The sequence below is a fragment of the Variovorax stachyos genome (assembly GCF_051400855.1).
Classification (GTDB): domain Bacteria; phylum Pseudomonadota; class Gammaproteobacteria; order Burkholderiales; family Burkholderiaceae_C; genus Variovorax.
Map to the genome: position 1 here is coordinate 1 of NZ_JBLFFN010000006.1, position 20,524 is coordinate 20,524.

21 protein-coding genes and 1 pseudogene are annotated in these 20,524 nt (G+C 68.2%); 10 read left to right on the top strand and 12 right to left on the bottom strand.

The features are described 5' to 3' along the window. Nucleotides 1-507: 507 nt before the first annotated feature. The 3 genes from ACMGEZ_RS12460 to ACMGEZ_RS12470 are packed head-to-tail and all read left to right on the top strand — an operon-like array spanning nt 508 to nt 2,006. Complete coding sequence (locus ACMGEZ_RS12460; protein ID WP_436822586.1) at nt 508-1,053, top strand: response regulator transcription factor; 546 nt, start codon at nt 508-510, stop codon at nt 1,051-1,053. 31 nt (nt 1,054-1,084) lie between these two features. After that, the gene (locus tag ACMGEZ_RS12465) at nt 1,085-1,510 is read left to right on the top strand and encodes a DUF4019 domain-containing protein (protein WP_436822587.1); all 426 of its coding nucleotides are present in this window, start codon (nt 1,085-1,087) and stop codon (nt 1,508-1,510) included. 10 nt (nt 1,511-1,520) lie between these two features. Continuing rightward, on the top strand, nt 1,521-2,006 hold the full coding sequence (locus tag ACMGEZ_RS12470; protein WP_436822588.1) for an NUDIX hydrolase: 486 nt from the start codon (nt 1,521-1,523) through the stop codon (nt 2,004-2,006). Nucleotides 2,007-2,070: 64 nt separating this feature from the next. Here the strand turns inward: ACMGEZ_RS12470 and mnmA are convergent, their stop codons facing one another. Next, a complete protein-coding gene (gene mnmA, locus ACMGEZ_RS12475) occupies nt 2,071-3,180 on the bottom strand; it encodes a tRNA 2-thiouridine(34) synthase MnmA (RefSeq protein ID WP_436822589.1) in 1,110 nt (369 codons plus the stop codon). Between the two features lie 176 nt (nt 3,181-3,356). Between mnmA and ACMGEZ_RS12480 the strand changes: the two genes are divergently transcribed. Beyond that, nucleotides 3,357-4,973, top strand: a complete 1,617-nt coding sequence (locus tag ACMGEZ_RS12480; protein WP_436822590.1) for a WS/DGAT/MGAT family O-acyltransferase — start codon at nt 3,357-3,359, stop codon at nt 4,971-4,973. A gap of 129 nt (nt 4,974-5,102) precedes the next feature. On the opposite strand, the gene ACMGEZ_RS12485 is transcribed toward ACMGEZ_RS12480, so the two are convergent. After that, on the bottom strand, nt 5,103-6,083 hold the full coding sequence (locus tag ACMGEZ_RS12485; RefSeq protein ID WP_436822591.1) for an LLM class flavin-dependent oxidoreductase: 981 nt from the start codon (nt 6,081-6,083) through the stop codon (nt 5,103-5,105). Between the two features lie 102 nt (nt 6,084-6,185). On the opposite strand from ACMGEZ_RS12485, the gene ACMGEZ_RS12490 reads away from it, so the two are divergent. Next, nucleotides 6,186-6,650: an EVE domain-containing protein gene (locus tag ACMGEZ_RS12490; protein WP_436822592.1), complete on the top strand. Its 465-nt coding sequence runs from the start codon at nt 6,186-6,188 to the stop codon at nt 6,648-6,650. A 158-nt stretch (nt 6,651-6,808) separates the two neighbouring features. Here ACMGEZ_RS12490 and ACMGEZ_RS12495 read toward each other — a convergent pair whose 3' ends face one another. From ACMGEZ_RS12495 to ssb, 7 genes and pseudogenes are all read right to left on the bottom strand, one after another. Continuing rightward, nucleotides 6,809-6,997, bottom strand: a complete 189-nt coding sequence (locus ACMGEZ_RS12495) for a nucleoside-diphosphate sugar epimerase/dehydratase (RefSeq protein WP_436822593.1) — start codon at nt 6,995-6,997, stop codon at nt 6,809-6,811. 100 nt (nt 6,998-7,097) lie between these two features. After that, the gene (locus ACMGEZ_RS12500; protein WP_436822594.1) at nt 7,098-7,238 is read right to left on the bottom strand and encodes a hypothetical protein; all 141 of its coding nucleotides are present in this window, start codon (nt 7,236-7,238) and stop codon (nt 7,098-7,100) included. Further along, entirely contained in the window at nt 7,239-7,382 is a 144-nt protein-coding gene (locus ACMGEZ_RS12505) for a hypothetical protein (protein WP_436822595.1), read from the bottom strand. Further along, nucleotides 7,379-7,747 carry a VanZ family protein gene (locus tag ACMGEZ_RS12510; RefSeq protein ID WP_436822596.1) on the bottom strand — a complete coding sequence of 123 codons (369 nt, stop codon included), beginning with the start codon at nt 7,745-7,747 and terminating at the stop codon, nt 7,379-7,381. Before ACMGEZ_RS12510 ends, ACMGEZ_RS12505 begins: the two co-directional genes overlap by 4 nt. Before the next feature lie 11 nt (nt 7,748-7,758). Further along, nucleotides 7,759-8,284: pseudogene (locus ACMGEZ_RS12515) on the bottom strand (sugar transferase). Continuing rightward, nucleotides 8,281-9,063 carry a polysaccharide biosynthesis/export family protein gene (locus ACMGEZ_RS12520; protein WP_436822597.1) on the bottom strand — a complete coding sequence of 261 codons (783 nt, stop codon included), beginning with the start codon at nt 9,061-9,063 and terminating at the stop codon, nt 8,281-8,283. The pseudogene ACMGEZ_RS12515 and the gene ACMGEZ_RS12520 overlap by 4 nt, the downstream one beginning before the upstream one ends. Nucleotides 9,064-9,374: 311 nt before the next feature. Next, complete coding sequence (gene ssb, locus ACMGEZ_RS12525; protein WP_436822598.1) at nt 9,375-9,908, bottom strand: single-stranded DNA-binding protein; 534 nt, start codon at nt 9,906-9,908, stop codon at nt 9,375-9,377. 177 nt (nt 9,909-10,085) lie between these two features. Here ssb and uvrA point away from each other — a divergent pair, with 177 nt between their 5' ends. From uvrA to ACMGEZ_RS12550, 5 genes are all read left to right on the top strand, one after another. Continuing rightward, entirely contained in the window at nt 10,086-13,133 is a 3,048-nt protein-coding gene (gene uvrA, locus ACMGEZ_RS12530; RefSeq protein WP_436822946.1) for an excinuclease ABC subunit UvrA, read from the top strand. 75 nt (nt 13,134-13,208) lie between these two features. Further along, nucleotides 13,209-15,233 carry a bifunctional metallophosphatase/5'-nucleotidase gene (locus tag ACMGEZ_RS12535; protein WP_436822599.1) on the top strand — a complete coding sequence of 675 codons (2,025 nt, stop codon included), beginning with the start codon at nt 13,209-13,211 and terminating at the stop codon, nt 15,231-15,233. A gap of 13 nt (nt 15,234-15,246) precedes the next feature. After that, complete coding sequence (locus ACMGEZ_RS12540) at nt 15,247-16,449, top strand: tetratricopeptide repeat protein (RefSeq protein ID WP_436822600.1); 1,203 nt, start codon at nt 15,247-15,249, stop codon at nt 16,447-16,449. Nucleotides 16,450-16,588: 139 nt separating this feature from the next. After that, entirely contained in the window at nt 16,589-16,831 is a 243-nt protein-coding gene (gene atpE, locus ACMGEZ_RS12545; protein ID WP_162576932.1) for a F0F1 ATP synthase subunit C, read from the top strand. A 57-nt stretch (nt 16,832-16,888) separates the two neighbouring features. After that, nucleotides 16,889-17,779, top strand: coding sequence for a DMT family transporter (locus tag ACMGEZ_RS12550; RefSeq protein ID WP_436822601.1), 891 nt, complete (start codon nt 16,889-16,891; stop codon nt 17,777-17,779). A 15-nt stretch (nt 17,780-17,794) separates the two neighbouring features. On the opposite strand, the gene ACMGEZ_RS12555 is transcribed toward ACMGEZ_RS12550, so the two are convergent. From ACMGEZ_RS12555 to ACMGEZ_RS12565, 3 genes are all read right to left on the bottom strand, one after another. Then, a complete protein-coding gene (locus tag ACMGEZ_RS12555) occupies nt 17,795-18,712 on the bottom strand; it encodes an acyl-CoA thioesterase (protein WP_436822602.1) in 918 nt (305 codons plus the stop codon). A gap of 92 nt (nt 18,713-18,804) precedes the next feature. Further along, the gene (locus tag ACMGEZ_RS12560; protein ID WP_436822603.1) at nt 18,805-18,993 is read right to left on the bottom strand and encodes a hypothetical protein; all 189 of its coding nucleotides are present in this window, start codon (nt 18,991-18,993) and stop codon (nt 18,805-18,807) included. Between the two features lie 123 nt (nt 18,994-19,116). Beyond that, the gene (locus ACMGEZ_RS12565) at nt 19,117-20,463 is read right to left on the bottom strand and encodes an FAD-dependent oxidoreductase (RefSeq protein ID WP_436822604.1); all 1,347 of its coding nucleotides are present in this window, start codon (nt 20,461-20,463) and stop codon (nt 19,117-19,119) included. Nucleotides 20,464-20,524 lie beyond the last annotated feature (61 nt).

Genomic DNA, 20,524 nt, shown 5'->3' on the forward strand with positions numbered 1-20,524 from the left:
CGCACAGTGTGCCCCTGCGCGACAAGCTTCTTGGCCGTCTCCGAAGTGACGGCCACTCGGGTTTCGCCGGGCACAGTTTCGGCCGGCACGCCTATCAGCATGGGGATCTCCTCGGGGCAACGTTGGAATTCGCGCCGAGCTTACATGAAGATGACAACCGGACGGCGTCCGCACTGTCCCGAGGGTGCGCGGACCTGTCGGTGCGCCGTGCATGCACGCACAAGACCTCTTCCAATTCGGCGCCCGCTTCCTGTACAGTGCGATCCGCGCGCGACCGGCGCCCAGAAAGGCCGGCAGCGTGGAACAAGAATTTTCAGGGAGATGCTATGCGAGTAGCGATGCTCGACGACGAGCCGCGCGAGATCGAATCGATCCAGCGCATGATGGCGATCAGCGGTCACGAGTGCCACGGCTATGCCAACGGCAAGTCCTTGCTTCGAGGACTCCAGGCGCTGCGCTACGACCTGCTGGTACTCGACTGGCTTCCCCGATGTCGCAGGAATCGAGATGGTCCGGCGGCTGCGCCAGAGTTTCGGCAACCGGCTGCCGCTGCTCCTCACGGCCGGTCCCGAGGACAAGCCCCGAATGAGCACCGCCCTGCTGGCTGGCGCGGACGACTTCATGGTCAAGCCCCTGGGCAGCGCCGAACTGCAGGCGCGCGTGCACGCCCTGTTGCGCCGGGCATATCCGACGCGTTTCGAGAGAGAACTGGTCTACGGGCCCTATCACTTCTCCCCGCTCACCGGTACGATCCGCCTGCACGGAGAACCGGTGCGCTTGAAGCAGCGCGAGTACGACCTCGCGCTGCTCCTGTTTCGCAACATCGGCCGACTGCTGCCGCGCGAGTACCTGATGCTGACGGCCTGGGGGCAAGAGCTGGAGGCCGGCTCGCGTTCGCTCGACACGCATGTGTCGCGGGTGCGCACCCGGCTGGATCTGCGCCCCGCCAACGGCATGGTCCTGGCCTCGGTCTATGGCCTCGGCTACCGGCTGGAGTACATCGCCGAGCACGGGACCGAGTCGCCGTATCCCATGGCAGGGCCAGCAGAATGATCAACCAAGGAGTGATGCCACGATGAAACAAATGTTCCGAACCTTTCTGGTAGTCGTTCTGCTCGGCAGCTGGCTGCAACTCGCGTTTGCGCAGGACGCGGAACCGAGCGACCTGGTCCGCGGCGGCCTGCAGGCGATCCAGATGATCGACCAGAACAAGACCGGCGAGCTCTGGGACGGCGCCACGCCGGCTGCCCGCAAGCGCGTGAGCCGCGACGACTTCGTGAACCAGGTCGCCAAGGCACGCGCCCCGCTCGGCGCGGCGCAGCAGCGCACATGGGTCGCGATCAACCGGCAGGTGGTCGGGGAGGGCAACCAGGACCTGGCCGGCCAATACGTGAGCATCGAATACGAGACCCGCTTTGCCAACAAGGCGAACGCCACCATGCGCGAGCTGGTCACCTTCCAGCTGGGCGACGACCGGGTCTGGCGCTTCTCGGGCTACGTATTGCGCTGATGGTGCGCTGATGGCGCATCGCTGGAAGCCCAACGTCACGGTCGCCGCGGTGATCGAGCAGGCCGGCCGCTTCCTCGTGGTCGAGGAACAGACGAGCGACGGCCTGCGGCTGAATTCGCCCGCGGGTCATCTGGACCCCGGCGAGTCACCGGCCGAAGGCTGCGCGCGCGAGACGCTGGAAGAAACCGCCCACCGCTTCACCCCGACCGCGCTGGTGGGCATCTACATGGCGCGCCAGCGCGGCGCCAGGGGCGAGGACACCACCTACATGCGCTTCGCTTTCTGCGGCACGCTTGGGCCTCTCGAGGCGGGCCGCGCGCTGGATCACGGCATCGTGCGCACCTTGTGGATGACGGCGGAGGAACTGCGCGCGAGCCGCGAGCGCCATCGCAGCCCGCTGCTGTTGCAATGCGTGGACGACTATCTCGCGGGCCATCGCCATCCGCTGGACATCATCCACGTCCACGCCTCGGTGACGGGCAAGGACGAGGCCTGAGCACCGCACGGCCGTCCTGAGCTGCTCGCCGTCCGGTCGAAGGCGAACGTACGCCGATGGGGCGTCAGCCAGCGCGCGAAATCACTCCGCCGCCCAGGCAGACCTCGCCGTCGTAGAGAACCGCGGACTGCCCCGGCGTCACCGCCCATTGGGGCTGGCCGAAGACGAGCCGGAACGCGCCGTTGGCGCCCTCTGCCAGCGTGCAATCGGCATCCGCCTGGCGGTAGCGCGACTTCGCAGCGTAGGCGCCCGCGGACGGCGCCTTGCCCGCCACCCAGCTGGCGTCGTCCGCTTCCAGGGCCGGCGACAGCAGCCAGGGATGGTCGTGGCCCTGCACCACCCAGAGGGTGTTGCTTTCGATGTCCTTGCGCGCCACGAACCAGGGCGCATGCTCGCCGGCGCCCCGCTGCGCCCCTTTGGGCTTGAGGCCGCCGATGCCCAAGCCCTGGCGCTGGCCGAGGGTGTAGAAGCTCAGCCCCTGGTGCTCGCCGATGCGCCGGCCGCGCTCGTCGCGGATCGGGCCCGGCTCCTTCGAGATGTAGCGGTTGAGGAATTCCCGGAAAGGCCGCTCGCCGATGAAGCAGATGCCGGTCGAGTCCTTCTTCTTCGCGTTGGGAAGGCCGATCTCGTCGGCAATGCGCCGCACCTCGGTCTTGTGCAGCTCGCCGACGGGGAACATCGTCTTCGCCAGTTGCTGCTGGCTCAGGCGGTGCAGGAAATAGCTCTGGTCCTTTGCGGGATCGAGGCCCTTGAGCAGCTCGTAGCGCCCGCTCGCCGCGTTGAAGCGAACGCGAGCGTAGTGCCCGGTGGCGATCTTTTCCGCCCCGAGCCGCATCGCATGATCGAGGAAGGCCTTGAACTTGATCTCGGCATTGCACAGCACGTCCGGGTTGGGCGTGCGGCCGGCCTGGTACTCGCGCAGGAATTCGGCGAAGACACGGTCCTTGTAGTCGGCCGCGAAGTTGACGTGCTCGATCTCGATGCCCAGCACGTCAGCCACGCTGGCGGCGTCGATGAAGTCGATGTTCGACGAACAGTATTCGCTGTCGTCGTCGTCCTCCCAGTTCTTCATGAAGATGCCGACCACCTCGTGGCCCTGCTGCTTGAGCAGGTGCGCCGTGACCGCGGAGTCCACCCCGCCGCTCAGGCCCACCACGATGCGCTGCTTGTCCATGGGCCGCGATTGTCCCAGCCCGGCCATGCCGGTGCCTGTGCGCGGGTAATCACGAAGGAAGCCGCCCCTGCGGGTCTTCATCCAGTTGAAAGAAGCGGCGCCGAGGTTCACACTGCAACGCCGATCGAAGCACAACAACGCGGGCGGGCGACCAAGCGTCCGCCAAGGAGACACGCATGGATCACCTCAGCGGCATGGACGCCTCGTTCCTGCACCTCGAAACCCCAGAGTCGCCGATGCACGTCGGGAGCCTGCACCTGATCGACCTGCCGCCCGGCTACGAGGGTGACTTCGCAGAGGACGCCAAGAAGTACCTGAGCGGCCGCCTGCACCTGGCCTCGGTGTTCGTGCGCAAGCTGGCGATGATGCCCTTCGACCTGGCCAACCCGGTCTGGGTGGACGACGACGACCTGGACCTGGACCACCACATCCACCACGTGATCATGCCGAGGCCCGGCACCATGGCGCAGCTCGAGCGCCTGGTGGGACGGCTGCATTCCTCGCTGCTGGACCGCAGCCGTCCGCTGTGGGAGATGCACATCATCGAGGGCCTGCAGACTGGCCAGGTGGCGCTCTACAGCAAGATGCACCATGCCGCGATCGACGGCCAGGCCGGGGTGGCGGTGGCCAAGGCGCTGTTCGACATTTCCGAGACGTCGGCGCCGGTGAAGACTCCGCGCGTGACGCGCCGGCCCGACTCGTCGCAGCTCGGCATGGCCGAGCTGGCTACGGCCGCGCTGAGCAACGCGGTGCAGCAGTATGTGAAGCTGATCCAGTCGATCCCGGCCACCGCCAAGGCCGTCGGCAACGTGCTGATGCCGATGTCGGACGGGACAGGCCAGCGCAGGTTCGAGCTGCCCAAAACCCTGCGCACCGCGCCGCGCACGCCGCTCAATGTCTCGATCACCAACCAGCGCTCCTTCGCCGCGCGCTCGGTGCCGCTGGCCGAGGTCAAGCAGATGTCGAAGGCCACCGGCACCAGCCTCAACGACATCGTGCTGGCCATCTGCGCCGGCGCGCTGCGCCGCTACCTGGCCGACTACGGCTGCACGCCGGCCAAGCCGCTGATCGCGGGCGTGCCCGTGTCGCTGCGCAGCGAAGGCAACACCGACCTCAACAACCAGGTTTCGGTGATGCTGGTGAGCCTGGCCACCGATATCGCCGACCCGCTGGAGCGGTTGGCGGCCATCCACGAATCGTCGAGCGAGGGCAAGAAGCTCACCGGCAACGTCAAGGCCGCGATTCCGACCGACTTCCCCTCGCTGGGCGTGCCCTCGCTGATGTCGGGCCTGGCGTCGCTCTACGGCCGCTCGGGGCTCGCCGACAAGCTGCCGCCGGTTGCCAACGTGGCGATCTCCAACGTGCCGGGGCCCTCCTTCGCGCTCTATTTCGCGGGGGCCAAGGTGGCGGCCTACTTCCCGGTTTCGATTCCGGGACATGGGCTCGCGCTGAACATGACGGTGCAGAGCTACAACGGTGCGCTCGAGTTCGGCCTCACGGCTTGCCGGCGCGCGGTGCCGGACGTGGCGGACCTGGGGGACTACGTGGTGGCGGAGCACAGGAAACTGTTCGGACTCATCGTGGGGAATGCTGAGCAGGCCGCTGTTGCTGCACCCGCTGTCGTGCCGGTGGCTGCACCAGCCGGTGCCGCTGTACCGAAGGCACCAGCGAAGAAGCCTGCGGCAACGAAGGGAGTGGCGAAGAAGAAGATCACGCCAAAGGCGGTGTGCCCGCCGGCGCCGAATGCGCCACGCAAGACCACCGCGTCCAAGCGCGCCGCAGCGCTGAACTGAGCTCTTTCGGATCTGCTCCCTCTCCCCCTGGGAGGGAGGTTGGGGTGAGGGCACCGAGCCTTCGCTCAAGCGCTGCGCATCATCAAGCGCCACTCCCCTCTCCCCGCCCTCTGCCCAAGGGCGAGCGAGTCAATCCCGAAGCGCCGCGAGCATCTCGTAGGACTTCAGCCGCGCTTCATGATCGAACACCTGCGAGGTGATCATCAACTCGTCCGCTCCCGTCCGCTCGATGAAGGCCTTCACCCCTGCCCGCACCGTCTCCCTCGATCCCACCGCCGCGCAGGACAGCACCGAGTCGAGCAACGCGTTTTCTGCCGGCCCGATGTGCGCGCGATAGTTTTCCACCGGCGGCGGCAGGCGGCCGGGACGGCCGCTGCGCAGGTTGACGAAAGCCTGCTGCCAGGAGCTCGCGCGGAATTCCGCCTCTTCGTCGGTCTCGGCCACGAACACGTTGAACCCCAGCATCACGTAGGGCTTGGCGAGCTGCTTCGAGGGCTTGAAGGTCTCGCGGTAGAGACGGATCGCCTGCATCAGCTGCTGCGGCGCGAAATGCGAGGCGAAGGCATAGGGCAGGCCCAGGTGCGCCGCGAGCTGTGCGCCGAAGGTGCTCGAGCCGAGGATCCACACCGGCACCTCCAACCCCGCGCCCGGGACGGCGCGCACCGCCTGCTGCGGCTCCTTGGACATGAAGTCCATCAGCTCGACCACATCCTGGGGGAACTGATCGGCATCGGATTGCAGGTCGCGCCGCAAGGCCCGCGCGGTGCGCTGGTCCGACCCCGGCGCCCGCCCCAGGCCGAGGTCGATGCGGCCCGGGTACAGCGACTCCAGCGTGCCGAATTGCTCGGCAATCACCAGCGGCGAATGGTTGGGCAGCATCACGCCGCCAGCCCCGATGCGGATGGTGGAGGTGCCGGCGCCGATGTAGGCCAGCAGCACGGCCGTGGCCGCGCTCGCGATGCCCGGCATGCCGTGATGCTCGGCCAGCCAATAGCGCCGGTAGCCCACCTTCTCGCCGTGCTGCGCCAGAGCGAGCGAATTGCGGAAGGACTGGGCGGCGTCGCCGCCTTCGGTGATGGGGGAGAGGTCGAGGATGGAGAAGGGCACCATGGTCGCGCATCATGGCGCGATCGCCATGATCGTGCTGGTGCAGGCCATTTCCGGGTTCTGATAAAACGTCGTGCTGTTGCCATCACCGAATCCGATGCCGCCATGTCCAAGTTCTGGTTGATGAAGTCCGAACCCGACGATTGCTCGATCGACGATGCGCTGGCCGCGCCCAACGCCACGGTGCCGTGGACCGGCGTGCGCGGCTGGCAGGCTCGCAACCTCATGCGCAACGAAATGCAGGTCGACGACGGCGTGCTGTTCTACCACTCGAGCTGCCCGCAGCCGGGCATCGTGGGCATTGCGCGCGTAGCCTCCGGCACGCGGCCCGATCCGACGCAGTTCGACCCCGAGACGCCCTACTACGACCCGGCATCGAAGCCCGAGCATCCGCGCTGGCTGCTGGTGGACGTGCAGGCGCTTCGCAAGACCCGGCTGCTGGGCTTGCCCGAGATGCGCGCGACGCCCGAGCTGGCCGACATGGTGGTGCTGCGCCGGGGCAATCGCCTCTCGATCACGCCGGTCGACCCGGTGCATTGGCACCTGATCGTGGACAAGTTGCTGGCCTGAGCGCGGCCCGCGCCCGGCTTAAAGACCCGCGACCGCGAGCTCGGCGCGCTGCTCGAGGTGGACCCAGTCCACCACCTCGCCGCGCGGCCGGTAGCCGAGCACCATGTGCTGGAGCTGCTGCCTGATCGATGGCGCGTCGTTGACCTCGATCGCAGCCTTCAGGCGCTCCAGCTGCGGCGACAGAAGCCCAGCAGCCGGAGCTCGCTGCTCGCCGACAGCGCCTGGGCCAGCTTGTGGCTGGCATCGCCTGCGCCGTAGATCAGCACGCGGGGGAGTTCCCTGCGGGTCAGCAGCCCTTGATAGATCCCGCCCAACCAGCCACGGGCAAGAAGTCGCGATGCGCTCACTGCCAACAGCAGCAGCAGCGGCTGGATCAGGCCGATGTGCGCGGTACGCCCGGCACGCCGATCGCCGCGAACACCAGCCCGTAGGCCGTGGCGTAGATCGCTACCGCCTCGTGGCGGCTGCCACGGCCGGCCAGCCGCTGTAGCGGAAGATGGCGCGATACAGGCCGAACTTCACGAACAGCAGCAGAGCCAGCGACAGCGACACCCCCACCGCCCACATGTTGCGGCTGGACAAGACCATCTAGGTATCGAAGCGCAGCGAGAGCGCGAGCCAGACCGTGAACACGCAGAGGCAGGCGTCCATCCCCAGTACCAGCGCACGCTTGACGGTGCGAGGCAGCGCCAGCAAGGAAGCCGCGGCCTTGTCAGGATTTCGGGCGCTCATTCATCGCTCGACTTCGATGCAGCTCGTCTCGCGAGAAGCCAGGCCATCGTCTGGCCAAGCGCCCAGCCGGCGAAGAGTCCGCACCCGTCTGCCAGCAGATCCCCCCACTCGGCGAAGCGGGCGGGCGTAAGCGATTGCAGCAGCTCGATCAGGGCGCCGTAAGCCAACAGGCCGCACACGAGGAACACCGTGCGGCCAGGGTAGGCCCAGCAGCCGAGCAGCATCAGTATGGCGAAGCCGAGCATGTGGTTGCTCTTGTCCCAACCGGTGGTGGGCATCTGGGGCACCGGGGGCAGGAGCGACATCGCGAGGATCGCGAGTGCACAGGCCCAGAAAGTACCGCGCCACACCTGTTGACTAGTCATGAAGCATTTCATCAGTGACGCACTCCATCGCGCCTGAGGACCTTGAGCCCCGTAGTCCAGAGTATTTGAAGGTCGAACCAGATTGACCGTCGTTGCAGGTATTCGACATCGAACGCCGCCTTCCGCGGGATTGGAAGCTCGTCCCGACCATTCACCTGTGCCCACCCCGTGAGTCCAGGCGTCAGCTCGTGCACGCCGTATTGCGCCCGTTGTTCAATGAGGTCCGACTGGTTGAATAACGCGGGACGCGGACCGACGAAGCTCATGTCACCCTTCAGAATGCTCCATAGCTGAGGCAACTCGTCGATGCTGCTTCAGCGCAAGAAGCTTCCGATCGGCGTGAGATGCTTCGTCGCGTCAACCAGCATGTGCGTGGCCAAGACGGGCGTTACCCCTGTTTTGATGTCCCACCCGATCCGACCAGTACAAGGCCGGTTCTTCCGAGGTCAAGCCAACCAGCAAAGCCAACAACAACAACGGCAAAGCCAGCACGGCGGCAGCTGGCACTGCCAACAAGAGGTCGAAGATCCGCTTCATATCATCCTCCCCGCTGCCCGCAAAGGCTCGGCGACCGGGCGCGTGACCTCGCCCATCCCATAGACCTTCGCATCCTCGCGGCTGAGCACCCGCACCAGGTCGCCGGCGGCCAGCAGGATGTCGGTCGGGTTGACGCCCAGCGCCGTCAGCCGCGGCAGGTCTATCACTGTGGTGGTGCCGCTGCGCGAGACGCTGACGGAGGAACGATCGGCCTCGACCGTGAAGCCTCCGGCCCGATGGATCGCCTCCGACAAGGTCATCGGGATGTCGTTGACCGCCTGCAGGCCTGGCGCGCGCACCTCACCATCCACATACACCCGGCCAGCCCGGTAGGACTGGATGCGGACTGTGATCTTCGGCTCGCTGAAGTATTTGGCGAGACGCGTGATCAGGCGGTCGCGTACTTCGGTTTCGGTGAGTCCGGCGACCTTGGAGCTGCCCACGTAGGGGAACTGAATCGTCCCGTCCGCGCCCACGTTGTAGCCGTTGCTGACAGGAGAGCCGGCGATGGCGTCCGTGGTGATGGAACCTGCCGGCGCGAGTACCAGGTCGGGGTGGTCCCACACCCTGATGTTCAGAATGTCGCCGCTGCCGACTTGGTAGGGCTGCGCGACACCGAACAGGCGCTTCACTTCCGACCCCACCACCATGGCTTGAGCCGCGCATTGGCTGCGGATCAGTTCGGATGTGATGCTTTGCAATGCCCCGGGGCGGCGGCAGATCTGCAGCGTCGGCAGACGGATTACCGGTGCTTGCGGATGGCCCTGCGACAGTCCCACCGAAGTTCACACCCGGTCCGACCGCGCAGCCACTCAGCACTGCGGCCGTGCAGATCAATGCGCATCGGAGAAACGGAGTCATCGCTGAAGTCGTCGAGGGTGTTGCCAAGCGGTGCGTATGGTGCTGAAGAGTCACCGTTGGAAACAATTGCCGCGACAATTCATCAGGATCTAGGCGACCCGAGGGCGCCTTTTCCGCTACTGCTACACGACGCAAGGCGCCCCCCGACCCCGATCGGCCGAATGAGCGCAACAAAAAAGGCGCAGGGCCGTCAAGCCCTGCGCCTTTGGAGGCGGTGTGAAGGTTCTCGTCAGAAAGGAATGTCGTCGTCCATGTCATCGAAGCCGGACGAGGACTTGGCCGGCGCCTGGCGGGCAGCTGGCGATGCGGCCGGTGCGCGCGGCGCCGCCGCAGGCGGGCGCGAGTAGCCGCCGCCACCGCCACCACCGCCCTGCGAGTAACCACCGCCATAGCCACCATCGTCCTCGCCCGAGGGCGCGCCCTGCCCCTGGCGGCTGCCCAGCATCTGCATCTGATCGACGCGGATGTCGGTGGCGAACTTCTCGACGCCGTCCTTGTCGGTGTACTTGCGCGTGCGGATCTGGCCCTCGACGTAGATCTGCGAGCCCTTGCGCAGGTATTGCGCGGCGATCTCGGCGAGCCGGCCGTTGAACACCAGGCGGTGCCACTCGGTGGCTTCGCGCATCTCGCCGCTCTGCTTGTCCTTCCACTTGTCGGTGGTGGCCAGGGTCACGTTGCAGATCTGGTCACCGCTCGGGAAGGTGCGGGTTTCGGGGTCGCGCCCGAGGTTGCCGACGAGGATGACTTTGTTGACCGATGCCATATGTGTTGCCCCTGATGAGTGGACGGAAGACGGGAAACGCGACATTGTGCCGCATGCAGGCCAGCCTCCGCCTTGCCGGCGAAGGGCTGGCGGCTCGCCTGCCCCTGTGCTCCGAAACTGCGGGGGATTTATCATGTTCGGTTGTCCAAAATCGACCGTCCTGTGAATTCCACCCTCATGGAGAGCGCCAGCGGCGCCTATCTCGGCGATAGCGCCGGCGGCGCCTACCTTGGCGCCGCGCTCGCGCAGCAGCGCATCAGCATCCGCGGCGCGCGCACGCACAACCTCAAGAACGTCGACCTCGATATTCCGCGCAACAAGCTGGTGGTGATCACCGGCCTGTCGGGCTCGGGCAAGTCCAGCCTCGCCTTCGACACGCTCTATGCCGAGGGCCAGCGCCGCTATGTGGAAAGCCTGTCGGCCTATGCGCGCCAGTTCCTGCAGCTGATGGACAAGCCCGATGTCGACATGATCGAGGGCCTGTCGCCCGCGATCAGCATCGAGCAGAAGGCCACCAGCCACAACCCGCGCTCCACGGTGGGCACGGTGACCGAGATCCACGACTACCTGCGCCTGCTGTATGCCCGCGCCGGCACGCCCTACTGCCCCGACCACGAGCTGCCGCTGCAGGCGCAGACCGTCTCGCAGATGGTCGACTCGGTCATGGCGATTCCGGACCAGCCGCGCCTGATGATCCTGGCCCCCGTGGCCCGCGAGAAGAAGGGCGAGTTCCTCGAGCTTTTCGCCGAGATGCAGGCCCAGGGCTACGTGCGCTTCCGCGTCGACGGGCAGACCTACGAATACAACGACCTGCCCAAGCTCAAGAAGACCGAGAAGCATGACATCGACGTGGTGATCGACCGCCTGCGCGCACGCCCCGACATGCAGCAGCGCCTGGCCGAGAGCTTCGAGAACGCGCTGCGCCTGGCCGAGGGCCGCGCCATCGCGCTGGAGACGCACGAGGACGGCAGCGCGAAGGAACACCTGTTCAACGCCAAGTTCGCCTGTCCGGTCTGCCACTACTCGCTGGCCGAACTGGAGCCGCGCCTGTTCTCGTTCAACTCGCCGGTGGGCGCCTGCCCGAGCTGCGACGGCCTGGGCCATCGCGAGTTCTTCGATCCGCAGCGCGTGGTCGCCTTCCCCTCGTTGAGCCTGGCCAGCGGCGCCATCAAGGGCTGGGACCGGCGCAACGGCTACTACTTCAGCATGCTGGAGAGCGTGGCCAAGCACTACAAGGTCAGCGTCGACACGCCCTTCGAGGAACTGCCTGCCTCGGTGCAGCAGGCGGTGCTGCACGGCTCGGCCGAGGAGGAAATCAAGTTCTCCTACACGATGGAAAGCGGCCAGCAGGCCGGCAAGAAGCTGGTGCGCAAGCACCCGTTCGAAGGCGTGATCCCGAACATGGCGCGGCGCTACCGCGAGACTGATTCGGCCATGGTGCGCGAGGAGCTCTCGCGCTTTCGCAACCTGCAGCCCTGCCCCGACTGCGCCGGCACGCGGCTGCGGCGCGAGGCGCGCCATGTGTACCTGGTCGACGAGTCGAGCGGTGGCGCGCAGCGCATGGCAATCTACGAGATCAGCCACGCCACGCTGCGCGAGAGCCTGGCCTATTTCCAGCGGCTGCGCCTGCACGGCGCCAAGGCCGAAATCGCCGACAAGGTGGTGCGCGAGATCGGCCTGCGCCTCAAGTTCCTCAACGACGTAGGCCTCAACTACCTGAGCCTCGACCGCAGCGCCGAGACGCTCTCGGGCGGCGAGGCGCAGCGCATCCGCCTGGCCTCGCAGATCGGCTCCGGCCTCACCGGCGTGATGTACGTGCTCGACGAACCCAGCATCGGCCTGCACCAGCGCGACAACGATCGGCTGATCGGCACGCTCAAGCATCTGCGCGACATCGGCAACAGCGTGATCGTGGTCGAGCATGACGAGGACATGATCCACGCCGCCGACCACGTGATCGACATGGGCCCCGGCGCCGGCGTGCACGGCGGGCGCGTGATGGCGCAGGGCAGCTACGCACAGGTCGCGGCGCATCCCGATTCGCTGACCGGCCAGTACCTCTCGGGTGCCAGGAAGATCGCGGTGCCCAAGCGCCGCACCCCGTGGCTGCCGGTGGTCGCCAAGCCTGCGGCAGCCGAGCCGAAGAAGGCCTCGCGCTTTCCCATGAGCCCGGCGGCCGAGCGGCGCGCGGCGCGCGAGGCCGCGCACCTCGCCAGCCAGACCGACCTGCAGGAGATCCGAGTGGTCGGCGCCACCGGGAACAACCTCAAGAACGTCAGCGTGGCCTTTCCGGTCGGCCTCTTCACCTGCGTGACCGGCGTCTCGGGCTCGGGCAAGTCCACGCTGGTCAACGACACGCTCTACGCCGCGGTCGCGCGCACGCTCTATCGCGCGCACGACGAGCCGGCCGCGCACGAGACGGTGGAGGGCATCGAGTACTTCGACAAGGTCATCAACGTCGACCAGTCGCCCATCGGTCGCACGCCGCGCAGCAACCCCGCCACCTACACTGGGCTGTTCACGCCGATCCGCGAGCTGATGGCCGAGACCAACACCGCGCGCGAACGCGGCTACGGGCCCGGCCGCTTCAGCTTCAACGTCGCCGGCGGGCGCTGCGAGGCCTGCCAGGGCGACGGCGTCGTGAAGGTCGAGATGCACTTCCTGCCCGACGTCTACGTGCCCTGCGAGGTCTGCCACGGCCAGCGCTACAACCGCGAGACGCTGGAGGTCCAGTACAAGGGACGCAACATCGCGCAGATCCTCGACATGACGGTGGAAGCCGCCCACGAGTTCCTGAAGGCCGTGCCCACCATCGAGCGCAAGCTGCGCACGCTGCTGGACGTGGGCCTGAGCTACATCAAGCTCGGTCAGGCCGCGACCACGCTCTCGGGCGGCGAGGCCCAGCGCGTGAAGCTGGCGCTGGAGCTCAGCAAGCGCGACACCGGCCGCACCCTCTACATCCTCGACGAGCCGACCACCGGCCTGCACTTCGCCGACATCGAGCTCCTGCTCAAGGTGCTGCACCAGCTGCGCGACGCGGGCAACACCATCGTGGTGATCGAGCACAACCTCGACGTGATCAAGACCGCCGACTGGCTCATCGACATGGGCCCCGAGGGCGGCGCCGGCGGCGGCTCGGTGGTGGGCGAGGGCACGCCGGAAGCACTGGCGGCCAACGACGCCAGCCACACCGGCCGCTACCTGAAGCGCCTGCTGCCCGGCTGAAGGACACGCGCGTCGTCACAGACCCGTCACCAGGTCCATCGATAGTCGCAGCAGACCGACTTGGAGGGCTTTGCCATGATGATCCGCCACCTGGTGCTGAGCTGCACACTGGGCGCCGTTGCCGCTGGCATGGGCCTGAGTTCGACCACCGCCCACGCCGGCCAGGACGAGGCGGAGAAGTTCATCGTCGCCTCGAGCGATCGCGACGATCGCGACCCCGACGCGCGTGATCGCGGCCACCACGGTCACCCCCGCGCGCCCATCAAGATCAAGATCATCGGCTTCAACGACTATCACGGGAACCTGCAGTCGCCCGGCACCTTCGGCGTCAACACCGTGGTACCCGCGGCGCAGCGCCCGGCGGTGGGCGGTGCCGAATACCTGGCGGCCTATGTGGCCAGGCTGAAGTCGCAGAACGCGCTGAACGTGGTGGTCGGCGCCGGCGACTTCATCGGCGCCTCGCCGCTGATCTCGGCCCTGTTCTTCGACGAACCCGCGGTGGAGACGCTGAACAGGATCGGGCTCGAGTTCAATGCCGTCGGCAACCACGAGTTCGACAGGGGCGCGGCCGAACTGAAGCGCCTGCAGAACGGCGGCTGCAAGCTCACCGACAGCGTTCCCGACCCGAACAGCTGCAAGGGCGTGGGTTCCAATGCGCCGGGCACCTTCGACGGCGCCAAGTTCAAGTGGCTGTCGGCCAACGTGTTCGAGACCGCCACCGGCCGCACCCTGCTGCCGGCCTACGGAATCAAGAACTTCGACGGCGTGAAGGTCGCCTTCGTCGGCATGACCCTGAAGGGCACGCCCGGCATCGTCACGCCGACCGGCGTCGCCGGCCTCGAGTTCCGCGACGAGGCCGACACCGTCAATGCGCTCATCCCGCGCCTGCGCCGGCAGGGTGTCGATGCGATCGTGGTGCTGGTGCACCAGGGCGGCTTCCAGACCAGCCCGAACGTCGGTGACATCAACGGCTGCGACGGCAACCTGAAGAACGCCGACGGCAGCGACTCCGAGATCGCCAACATCGTCAAGCGCCTGGGCAACGGCGTCGACCTCGTGATCAGCGGCCACACGCACGCCGCCTACAACTGCTCGGCCAATACCGTCGATGTGAAGAACGTCAATGGCACGGCCGTCGGCACGCCGCGCCCCACAGGCCTGCCCAACAGCGAGGGGCGGCTGATCCCGGTCACCAGCGCGAGCGCCTTCGGCCGCATCCTGACCGACATCGACATGAGCTTCCACCCCCGCTCGCACAAGGTGCTGTCGGTGTCGGCGACCAACCGGCTGGTGGACCGCACCGACGTGGCGATCAACGACGCCATCGCGGCCGATCCCGGCGTGAGGAACATCGTCCAGGGCTACGACGCGCTGGTGTCGCCGCTCGCCAATGCCGTCATCGGCACCATCGCCGCGCCGCTACCCAACAGCGCGAACCCCGCCGGCGAGATGCCCGCCGGCAGCCTGATCGCCGACGCCCAGCTGCAGGCCACGCAGCCGGCAGCGCTCGGCGGCGCGGTGATGGCCTTCATGAACGCCGGGGGCGTGCGCAATCCGGGCTTCGCGATCGCGGGCGCCAGCTATCCGTACAACGTGACCTACGGCAACGCCTTCACCGTGCAGCCCTTCGGCAACAGCCTGGTGACGATGACGCTGACCGCGCTGCAGATCAAGAACCTGCTGGAGCAGCAGTTCGTCGGCTGCCAGGGCCAGGTCCAGCAGCGCATCATGCAGGTGTCGAACGGCCTGAAGTATTCGTGGAGCGCCTCGGCCGCACCCTGCTCGAAGATCGTCGACGTGGTGCTGACGCCGACCGACGTCACCGTGACGCCGCCGGTCGCGACAGGCGCGCCGGAGACCCTCGTGGCCAATGGCGTGGTGCAGAACCCGACCAGGACCTACCGGGTCACCGTCAACAACTTCATGGCCACCGGCGGCGACGGCTTCACGGTGCTGCAGGGCGGCACCAACGTGCTCGGCGGCGCGCAGGACATCGATGCGCTCACTGCCTACCTGAGCGCCGGCTACAAGGCCCCGAGGCCCGCCTACGACCCGGCGCTGCCGGCGATGGCGATCCCGCGCATCACCCAGCTGCCTTGACGGCGCGTCGAGATTGAAGCGAATCGCAGCCGCCTGCATCGCGTTAGCCCTGGGCGCCACGCATGCCGGTGCGCAGCCCGCCGCGCCACGTTCCGCGGCGTCCATCACCGACTTCCGCGTGAACGATCCCGCGCTGATGGACGCCCGCGCCGCCGTGCTGCGCCGGGCCGAGTCCGAACTCGCCCAAGGCGACACCGCGGCAGCCAACGAGACCTTCGACCGCGCCGCGATGATGCTGCACGCGCCCGACACCGAGATGGGGCTGGTGCGGACCTACATGCAGGCCGGCCAGTACCGGCGCGCCCTCGCCTTCTGCGCGCACACCGCCGGCACGCACCGCGAGTCCCCTTCAGCCGGCGCCTTGTACGCGTGGCTGCTGCGCGCCGGCGGCCAGGACGCGTTCGCCGAGCGCGTGCTGAACGAGACGCTGGCCCGCATGCCGCAGGATCCGGTGTCGCTCGAGGTCCGCCGCGCATTCGCGCAACCCCGCCCGCAGGCGACGGACCGCTTGCTGCAAACGCCGCACCGACTGGCCCCGCAGGCGGTGATGGCGCCGGGGCAGGCCGCCATTCCGGATGCGGCGCGCGTGGTCGCCAGCGGCGTGCTGATCCGCGACGGCACGCTCGCCCTGGTGCCGAGCGCTGCCGCGCGCTCGGCACCCTCCGGCTTGCTGTGGGTACGCAACGGCCTGGGGCAGACCACGCGGGCCCGTATCGACGAGGACTCCAAGACGCTCGAGGCGCTCGGCGTCGCCGTGCTGCGCCTCGACGCTGCGCTGGGCCCGCCGCCGTCGCAGGCCATAGTGCTGCGCGAGCCCTTCGCCGGGAGCCCCGGCTTCGCGGTGGAATATGCCGAGTCGGGCACCGCCGCGCCCGCGTGGCCGTGGATGAGGCAGGGCTTCTTCGGCGCGCTCCAGGCCAACGGCGGGCTCCGGCGCCTGGGCATCGACCTCGCCGACGGACCGCACGGCGGGCCGGTGCTCGACGGCCAGGGGCGGCTCGCGGGCATCGTCCTGCCCGGGCCCGAGCGAGAGGCCGTGGTGCTGCCCGCCACGCGCTGGCAGGACCTTCCCGGCATCGCCGCCGCTGGCGCGCCGCCGCCGCAGCCCGATGCAGCGAGCCCCGCGGCGCCGGCGCGGCCCTCCGCCACGCTCCCCACCGACCAGGCCTACGAAAGCGGACTGCGCCTCGCGCTCCAGGTCATCGCCCTGCGCTGAGCAACCGCGGCGGTCAGCCGCCATGACCTCCGAGGTCATCGACGCCACGCACCCGCTCCGCGACATTGGAGGCAAGCCGGAACCGCGGTGGTGCCGGCAGTCACCAGGCCGAACTTTCCAAGGCCACGAAAGAGCAAACATGACCCAAGGCTTCGACATCCTCCCCCTCGCCGTCGCGCTTCTCATCGGCATTGCCGCCGTGGGCTCCTGCATCGGCATCGGCATCGTCGGCTCGAAGCTGCTCGAAGGCACGGCACGTCAGCCCGAGCTCAAGGACCAGCTGCAGACCCTCTTCTTCCTGATCGCTGGCGTGACCGACGGCGCCTTCATCATCGCCACCGGCATCGGCCTGTGGTTCGCGACGGCGAATCCGTTCCGCTGAGCACGCATCGGAGAGGGCGCCTGCACGCCGCAGGCGCGCGGGCCACAATGCCCGCCCATGCACGCCTTCACCCTGCGCCAGCTGGCCCTTCTCGTTCCCCTGACGCTGATCTGGGGCATCAACTGGCCGGTGATGAAGCTGGGCGTGGCCGACTTTCCGCCGCTGACCTTCCGCGCACTGACTCTCTTGCTCGGTCTGCCGGTGCTGGCCCTGGCGCTGAAGGTGATGAAAGTGCCCTTTCACGTGCCGCGGCGCCACTGGCCCGAGCTGCTGTCGCTGGCGGCCGCCAACATGTTCGTCTGGCACGCCTGCATGATCCTCGCGGTGAAGGCGCTGTCGAGCGGGCGCGCGGCCATCCTGGGCTACACGATGCCGGTGTTCTCGGCCGTGATCGGCGCCATGCTGTTCTCGACCATGCTGACGCGCCGCGGCTGGCTAGGCGTGAGCGCGTGCGCGCTGGGCGTGGGGCTGCTGCTGTGGCACGAGCTCACCCACCTCGCCGGGCGGCCCGGCTACGTCGCGCTGGCGCTGGTGGCGGCGGCCACCTGGGCGCTGGGTACGCAGCTGCTGCGGCATACGCGCCTCGATCTGCCCACGCTCGCGCTCTCGTTCTGGATGACGGCGCTGACCACGGTGGTGATCAGCGCCCTGTCGTGGCTGTTCGAGCGCACCCAGTGGCGCGCGCCCGATACGGCCGCATGGGGCGCCATCCTCTACAACGCGGTGCTCATCTTCGGCTTTGCGCAAGCCGTGTGGTTCTACCTGGCGCGCAGCCTGCCGCCGGTCGCTTCGACCCTCAGCGTGATGCTGATCCCGGTACTGGGCGTGTTCAGCGGTGCACTGTGGCTGGGCGAGACGGTCTTCTGGCAGGACTGGGCCGCGGTGGTGCTGATGATGGTGGCCATCGCCTCGGTGCTGTGGCCGGCCGGCGCGCCCCGCGCGGACTGACGCAGGACTGGATCCTCAGATCGGTGCCGCGCCGCCGCTGACGGCCCAGGGACTCCCTTCGGGCAGCACCCGGATCATTCCTTCCTGCGCGGCCGAAGCGACCAGCCGGCCGTCGCGCGTGAACAGGCTGCCGCGGGACAGGCCCCGGCCGCCGCCGGCACTGGGCGAGTCGATCACGTAGAGCAGCCAGTCGTCCATGCGGAAATCGCGGTGGAACCACATCGCGTGATCGAGGCTGGCCGGCCGCACGCGCCCGCTCATGAAGCTCAGGCCGTGGGGCAGCATCGCGGCGCGCAGCAGGCCGTGGTCGGATGCATAGGCGAGCAGTGCGCGGTGCACGACCGGATCGTCGGGCAGCGGCGCGATCGCGCGCATCCACAGCGCCGTCTGCGGCGGTCGCGGCGCGGGCGTGAGCAGGTCGTCAGGATCGACCCGGCGGTATTCGATGCCGTGCGGCGCGAGGGCCGCGTTGCGCCAGCGCTCGGGCAGCCGGTCGCCCAGGGCATGGCGCTGCTCCAGCTCGCTGAGCAGGCCCTCCGGTCCGGCCTGCGCGGGCATCGGCAACTGGTGCTCGACGCCCTCGTCCATCGTCTGGAAGGAGGCCGACATCTCGAAGATGATGCGATCGCGCTGGCGCGCCACCACGTGCCGCGTGGTGAAGCTGCGGCCGTCGCGCACGCGGTCCACCGCGTACTCGATGGGCGAATGCTCGCCGGGCAGCAGGAAGTAGGCATGCATCGAATGCACCAGCCGGTCGGCCGCCACGGTTCGGCTGGCAGCCACCAGCGACTGGCCCAGCACCTGGCCGCCGAACACCGCCGGGGTGCCGATGTCCTCGCTCCGGGCGAGGAAGCGGTCAGCGCCCAGAGGCTCCAGCCGCATCAGGTCTACGAGTTCGCCGACGAGTCGGGCGGCGGTGGCGGAATCGGTCATGGGGGCAGGTCGCGGACAAGAGATCCAGCGACGATAGCAAAGAGCTGGCCACGCGCCTGTCCCGCGGCTGTCACTCGCCGGGTGTGGAACGTTCAGGCCAGCGGTTGCGCGAAGTCATACAGCAAGCCGGGCCCGTCCTTCGGCATCTGTCCCGTGTTCACGGCTGGGTCTTTCATCCACAGGAACAGCAGCAGGATCCCGCCGAGTATCAGCGCCACCGCAAGGATCACCATGCGGCGGAACGCGCGCTTGGCTGCCGGGTCATCCTCTCGCTGCTTCATGGAATACCTCCGCTTGCGAAGGCTCCACGCTAGGACCGAAGCGACCCCGGCGGTGTCGGACGGCAGCGCTCGCAGCTGAAGCGAAAACCGCCTCCAGGCGATCGGCTCGAGCGGGCGCGCCGCTCACCGGTCGAGGTCGACGCCGTCGGCCGCCAGCGTTTTCTGCAGTGCCGGCACATCGACATCGGCAAAGCGCGAAGTCCCCAGCGAAGCCGCCGCCGTGCCCGCCGCCTGCCCCATCACGAAGCAGCCGCCGCTCGCCCGCGCGGCCGACTGGCCCTCGTGCGTCATCGAGGCGCAGCGGCCGGCCACCAGCAGGTTGTCCACGCCGCGCGGCACCAGCATGCGCCACGGCAGCTGGTTGTAGGTGCGCTGCTCGTCGCGCGGGAAGGCCCACTCGATCTTGCCCGCGGCATGCATCTCCATCGGCCAGGCGTTGATGCCGATGCTGTCGTCGAAGCGCGCCGAGGACAGGATGTCCTCGCCCGAGAGCGCATACAGGCCCTCGATGCGCCGCGTCTCGCGGATGCCCACTTGCGGCGCGATCTCGACGATGGCCGACTGCTCGAACCCCGGCACCTCGGCCTTGAGAAAGCGGAAGTACTCGCCGATCTGGCGCCGGCCCTCGATCTCGCCCTCGCTGAGCTCGCGCGCGTCCACGCCGTTCATCGCATCGCCCCTGGCGTTGCAGATCTGGGTGACGTTGGCGCGCCATTCGCGCGGATCGATCTGCGGCCGCAGGATCGCGCCCTCCCGCGGAAAGCGGTAGGCCCCGGGGCTGCGCTCCAGCGCCTTCGCCATCAGCTCGTTGATGGCCTTGAACTCGCCCACCGCGGCCAGCGCGCGCGGCGCGTCCACGTGGCCGACGCGGAACATGGTGGAGGGAAAGAGGCCGCTGCCGTGCCCGTCGCCGACCGCGAAGGGCACGCCTGCGAAGGCGGCCACGTCGGCGTCGCCGCTGGCGTCGATGAAGGCGTTGGCGCGAATCGCGACGCGGCCCGACTTGGTCTCGACCGCCAGCGCGGCAATGCGCGCGCCGTCCATCACCACTGCTGCCGCCAGCGCGTGGAACAACAGCTCGACGCCGGCACCGAGCAGCAGCTGGTCGGCCGCGCACTTGTAGACCGAGGTGTCGTAGGAGCGCACGCGGATGCGGCCCTGCATGCCGTCCTGCGGCTTGTTGAGCCCGCCCAGCGCGTCCATGCGCGCCAGCAGCTCGTCGACCACGCCATGCACCAGCTGCGTCATCTCGCCGCCGCGCTTGCCGTAGAGGCCGGCGAAGTTGGTCACCCCGCCGGCCGTGCCCATGCCGCCGAGGAAGCCGTAGCGTTCCACCAGCAGCGTGCGCGCGCCGTGGCGCGCTGCGCTCACCGCCGCGGCCAGGCCGGCCGGGCCGCCGCCGACCACGACCACGTCGTACTCGCCGAAGACCGGCAGTTCGCGCGCAGGTTCATGAAGAGTCGAATTCATCTGATGCCTCGATGGGGTCGGGTCCTTTGGGGAACACCGCGGAACCGGCTTTGCCGGGCCG

Excerpts from the sequence above, each read along its gene's own strand:
- ACMGEZ_RS12490 (WP_436822592.1), top strand. The coding sequence starts at position 6,186 with ATGTCCAAGTTCTGGTTGATGAAGTCCGAACCCGACGATTGCTCGATC.
- ACMGEZ_RS12555 (WP_436822602.1), bottom strand. The coding sequence starts at position 18,712 with ATGACCGATTCCGCCACCGCCGCCCGACTCGTCGGCGAACTCGTAGAC.
- ACMGEZ_RS12485 (WP_436822591.1), bottom strand. The coding sequence starts at position 6,083 with ATGGTGCCCTTCTCCATCCTCGACCTCTCCCCCATCACCGAAGGCGGC.
- atpE (WP_162576932.1), top strand. The coding sequence starts at position 16,589 with ATGACCCAAGGCTTCGACATCCTCCCCCTCGCCGTCGCGCTTCTCATC.
- ACMGEZ_RS12460 (WP_436822586.1), top strand. The coding sequence starts at position 508 with ATGGTCCGGCGGCTGCGCCAGAGTTTCGGCAACCGGCTGCCGCTGCTC.
- ACMGEZ_RS12510 (WP_436822596.1), bottom strand. The coding sequence starts at position 7,747 with ATGACTAGTCAACAGGTGTGGCGCGGTACTTTCTGGGCCTGTGCACTC.
- ACMGEZ_RS12565 (WP_436822604.1), bottom strand. The coding sequence starts at position 20,463 with ATGAATTCGACTCTTCATGAACCTGCGCGCGAACTGCCGGTCTTCGGC.
- ACMGEZ_RS12500 (WP_436822594.1), bottom strand. The coding sequence starts at position 7,238 with ATGGTCTTGTCCAGCCGCAACATGTGGGCGGTGGGGGTGTCGCTGTCG.
- ACMGEZ_RS12505 (WP_436822595.1), bottom strand. The coding sequence starts at position 7,382 with ATGAGCGCCCGAAATCCTGACAAGGCCGCGGCTTCCTTGCTGGCGCTG.
- ACMGEZ_RS12465 (WP_436822587.1), top strand. The coding sequence starts at position 1,085 with ATGTTCCGAACCTTTCTGGTAGTCGTTCTGCTCGGCAGCTGGCTGCAA.
- mnmA (WP_436822589.1), bottom strand. The coding sequence starts at position 3,180 with ATGGACAAGCAGCGCATCGTGGTGGGCCTGAGCGGCGGGGTGGACTCC.
- ACMGEZ_RS12480 (WP_436822590.1), top strand. The coding sequence starts at position 3,357 with ATGGATCACCTCAGCGGCATGGACGCCTCGTTCCTGCACCTCGAAACC.
- ACMGEZ_RS12470 (WP_436822588.1), top strand. The coding sequence starts at position 1,521 with ATGGCGCATCGCTGGAAGCCCAACGTCACGGTCGCCGCGGTGATCGAG.
- uvrA (WP_436822946.1), top strand. The coding sequence starts at position 10,086 with ATGGAGAGCGCCAGCGGCGCCTATCTCGGCGATAGCGCCGGCGGCGCC.
- ACMGEZ_RS12535 (WP_436822599.1), top strand. The coding sequence starts at position 13,209 with ATGATGATCCGCCACCTGGTGCTGAGCTGCACACTGGGCGCCGTTGCC.
- ACMGEZ_RS12550 (WP_436822601.1), top strand. The coding sequence starts at position 16,889 with ATGCACGCCTTCACCCTGCGCCAGCTGGCCCTTCTCGTTCCCCTGACG.
- ssb (WP_436822598.1), bottom strand. The coding sequence starts at position 9,908 with ATGGCATCGGTCAACAAAGTCATCCTCGTCGGCAACCTCGGGCGCGAC.
- ACMGEZ_RS12560 (WP_436822603.1), bottom strand. The coding sequence starts at position 18,993 with ATGAAGCAGCGAGAGGATGACCCGGCAGCCAAGCGCGCGTTCCGCCGC.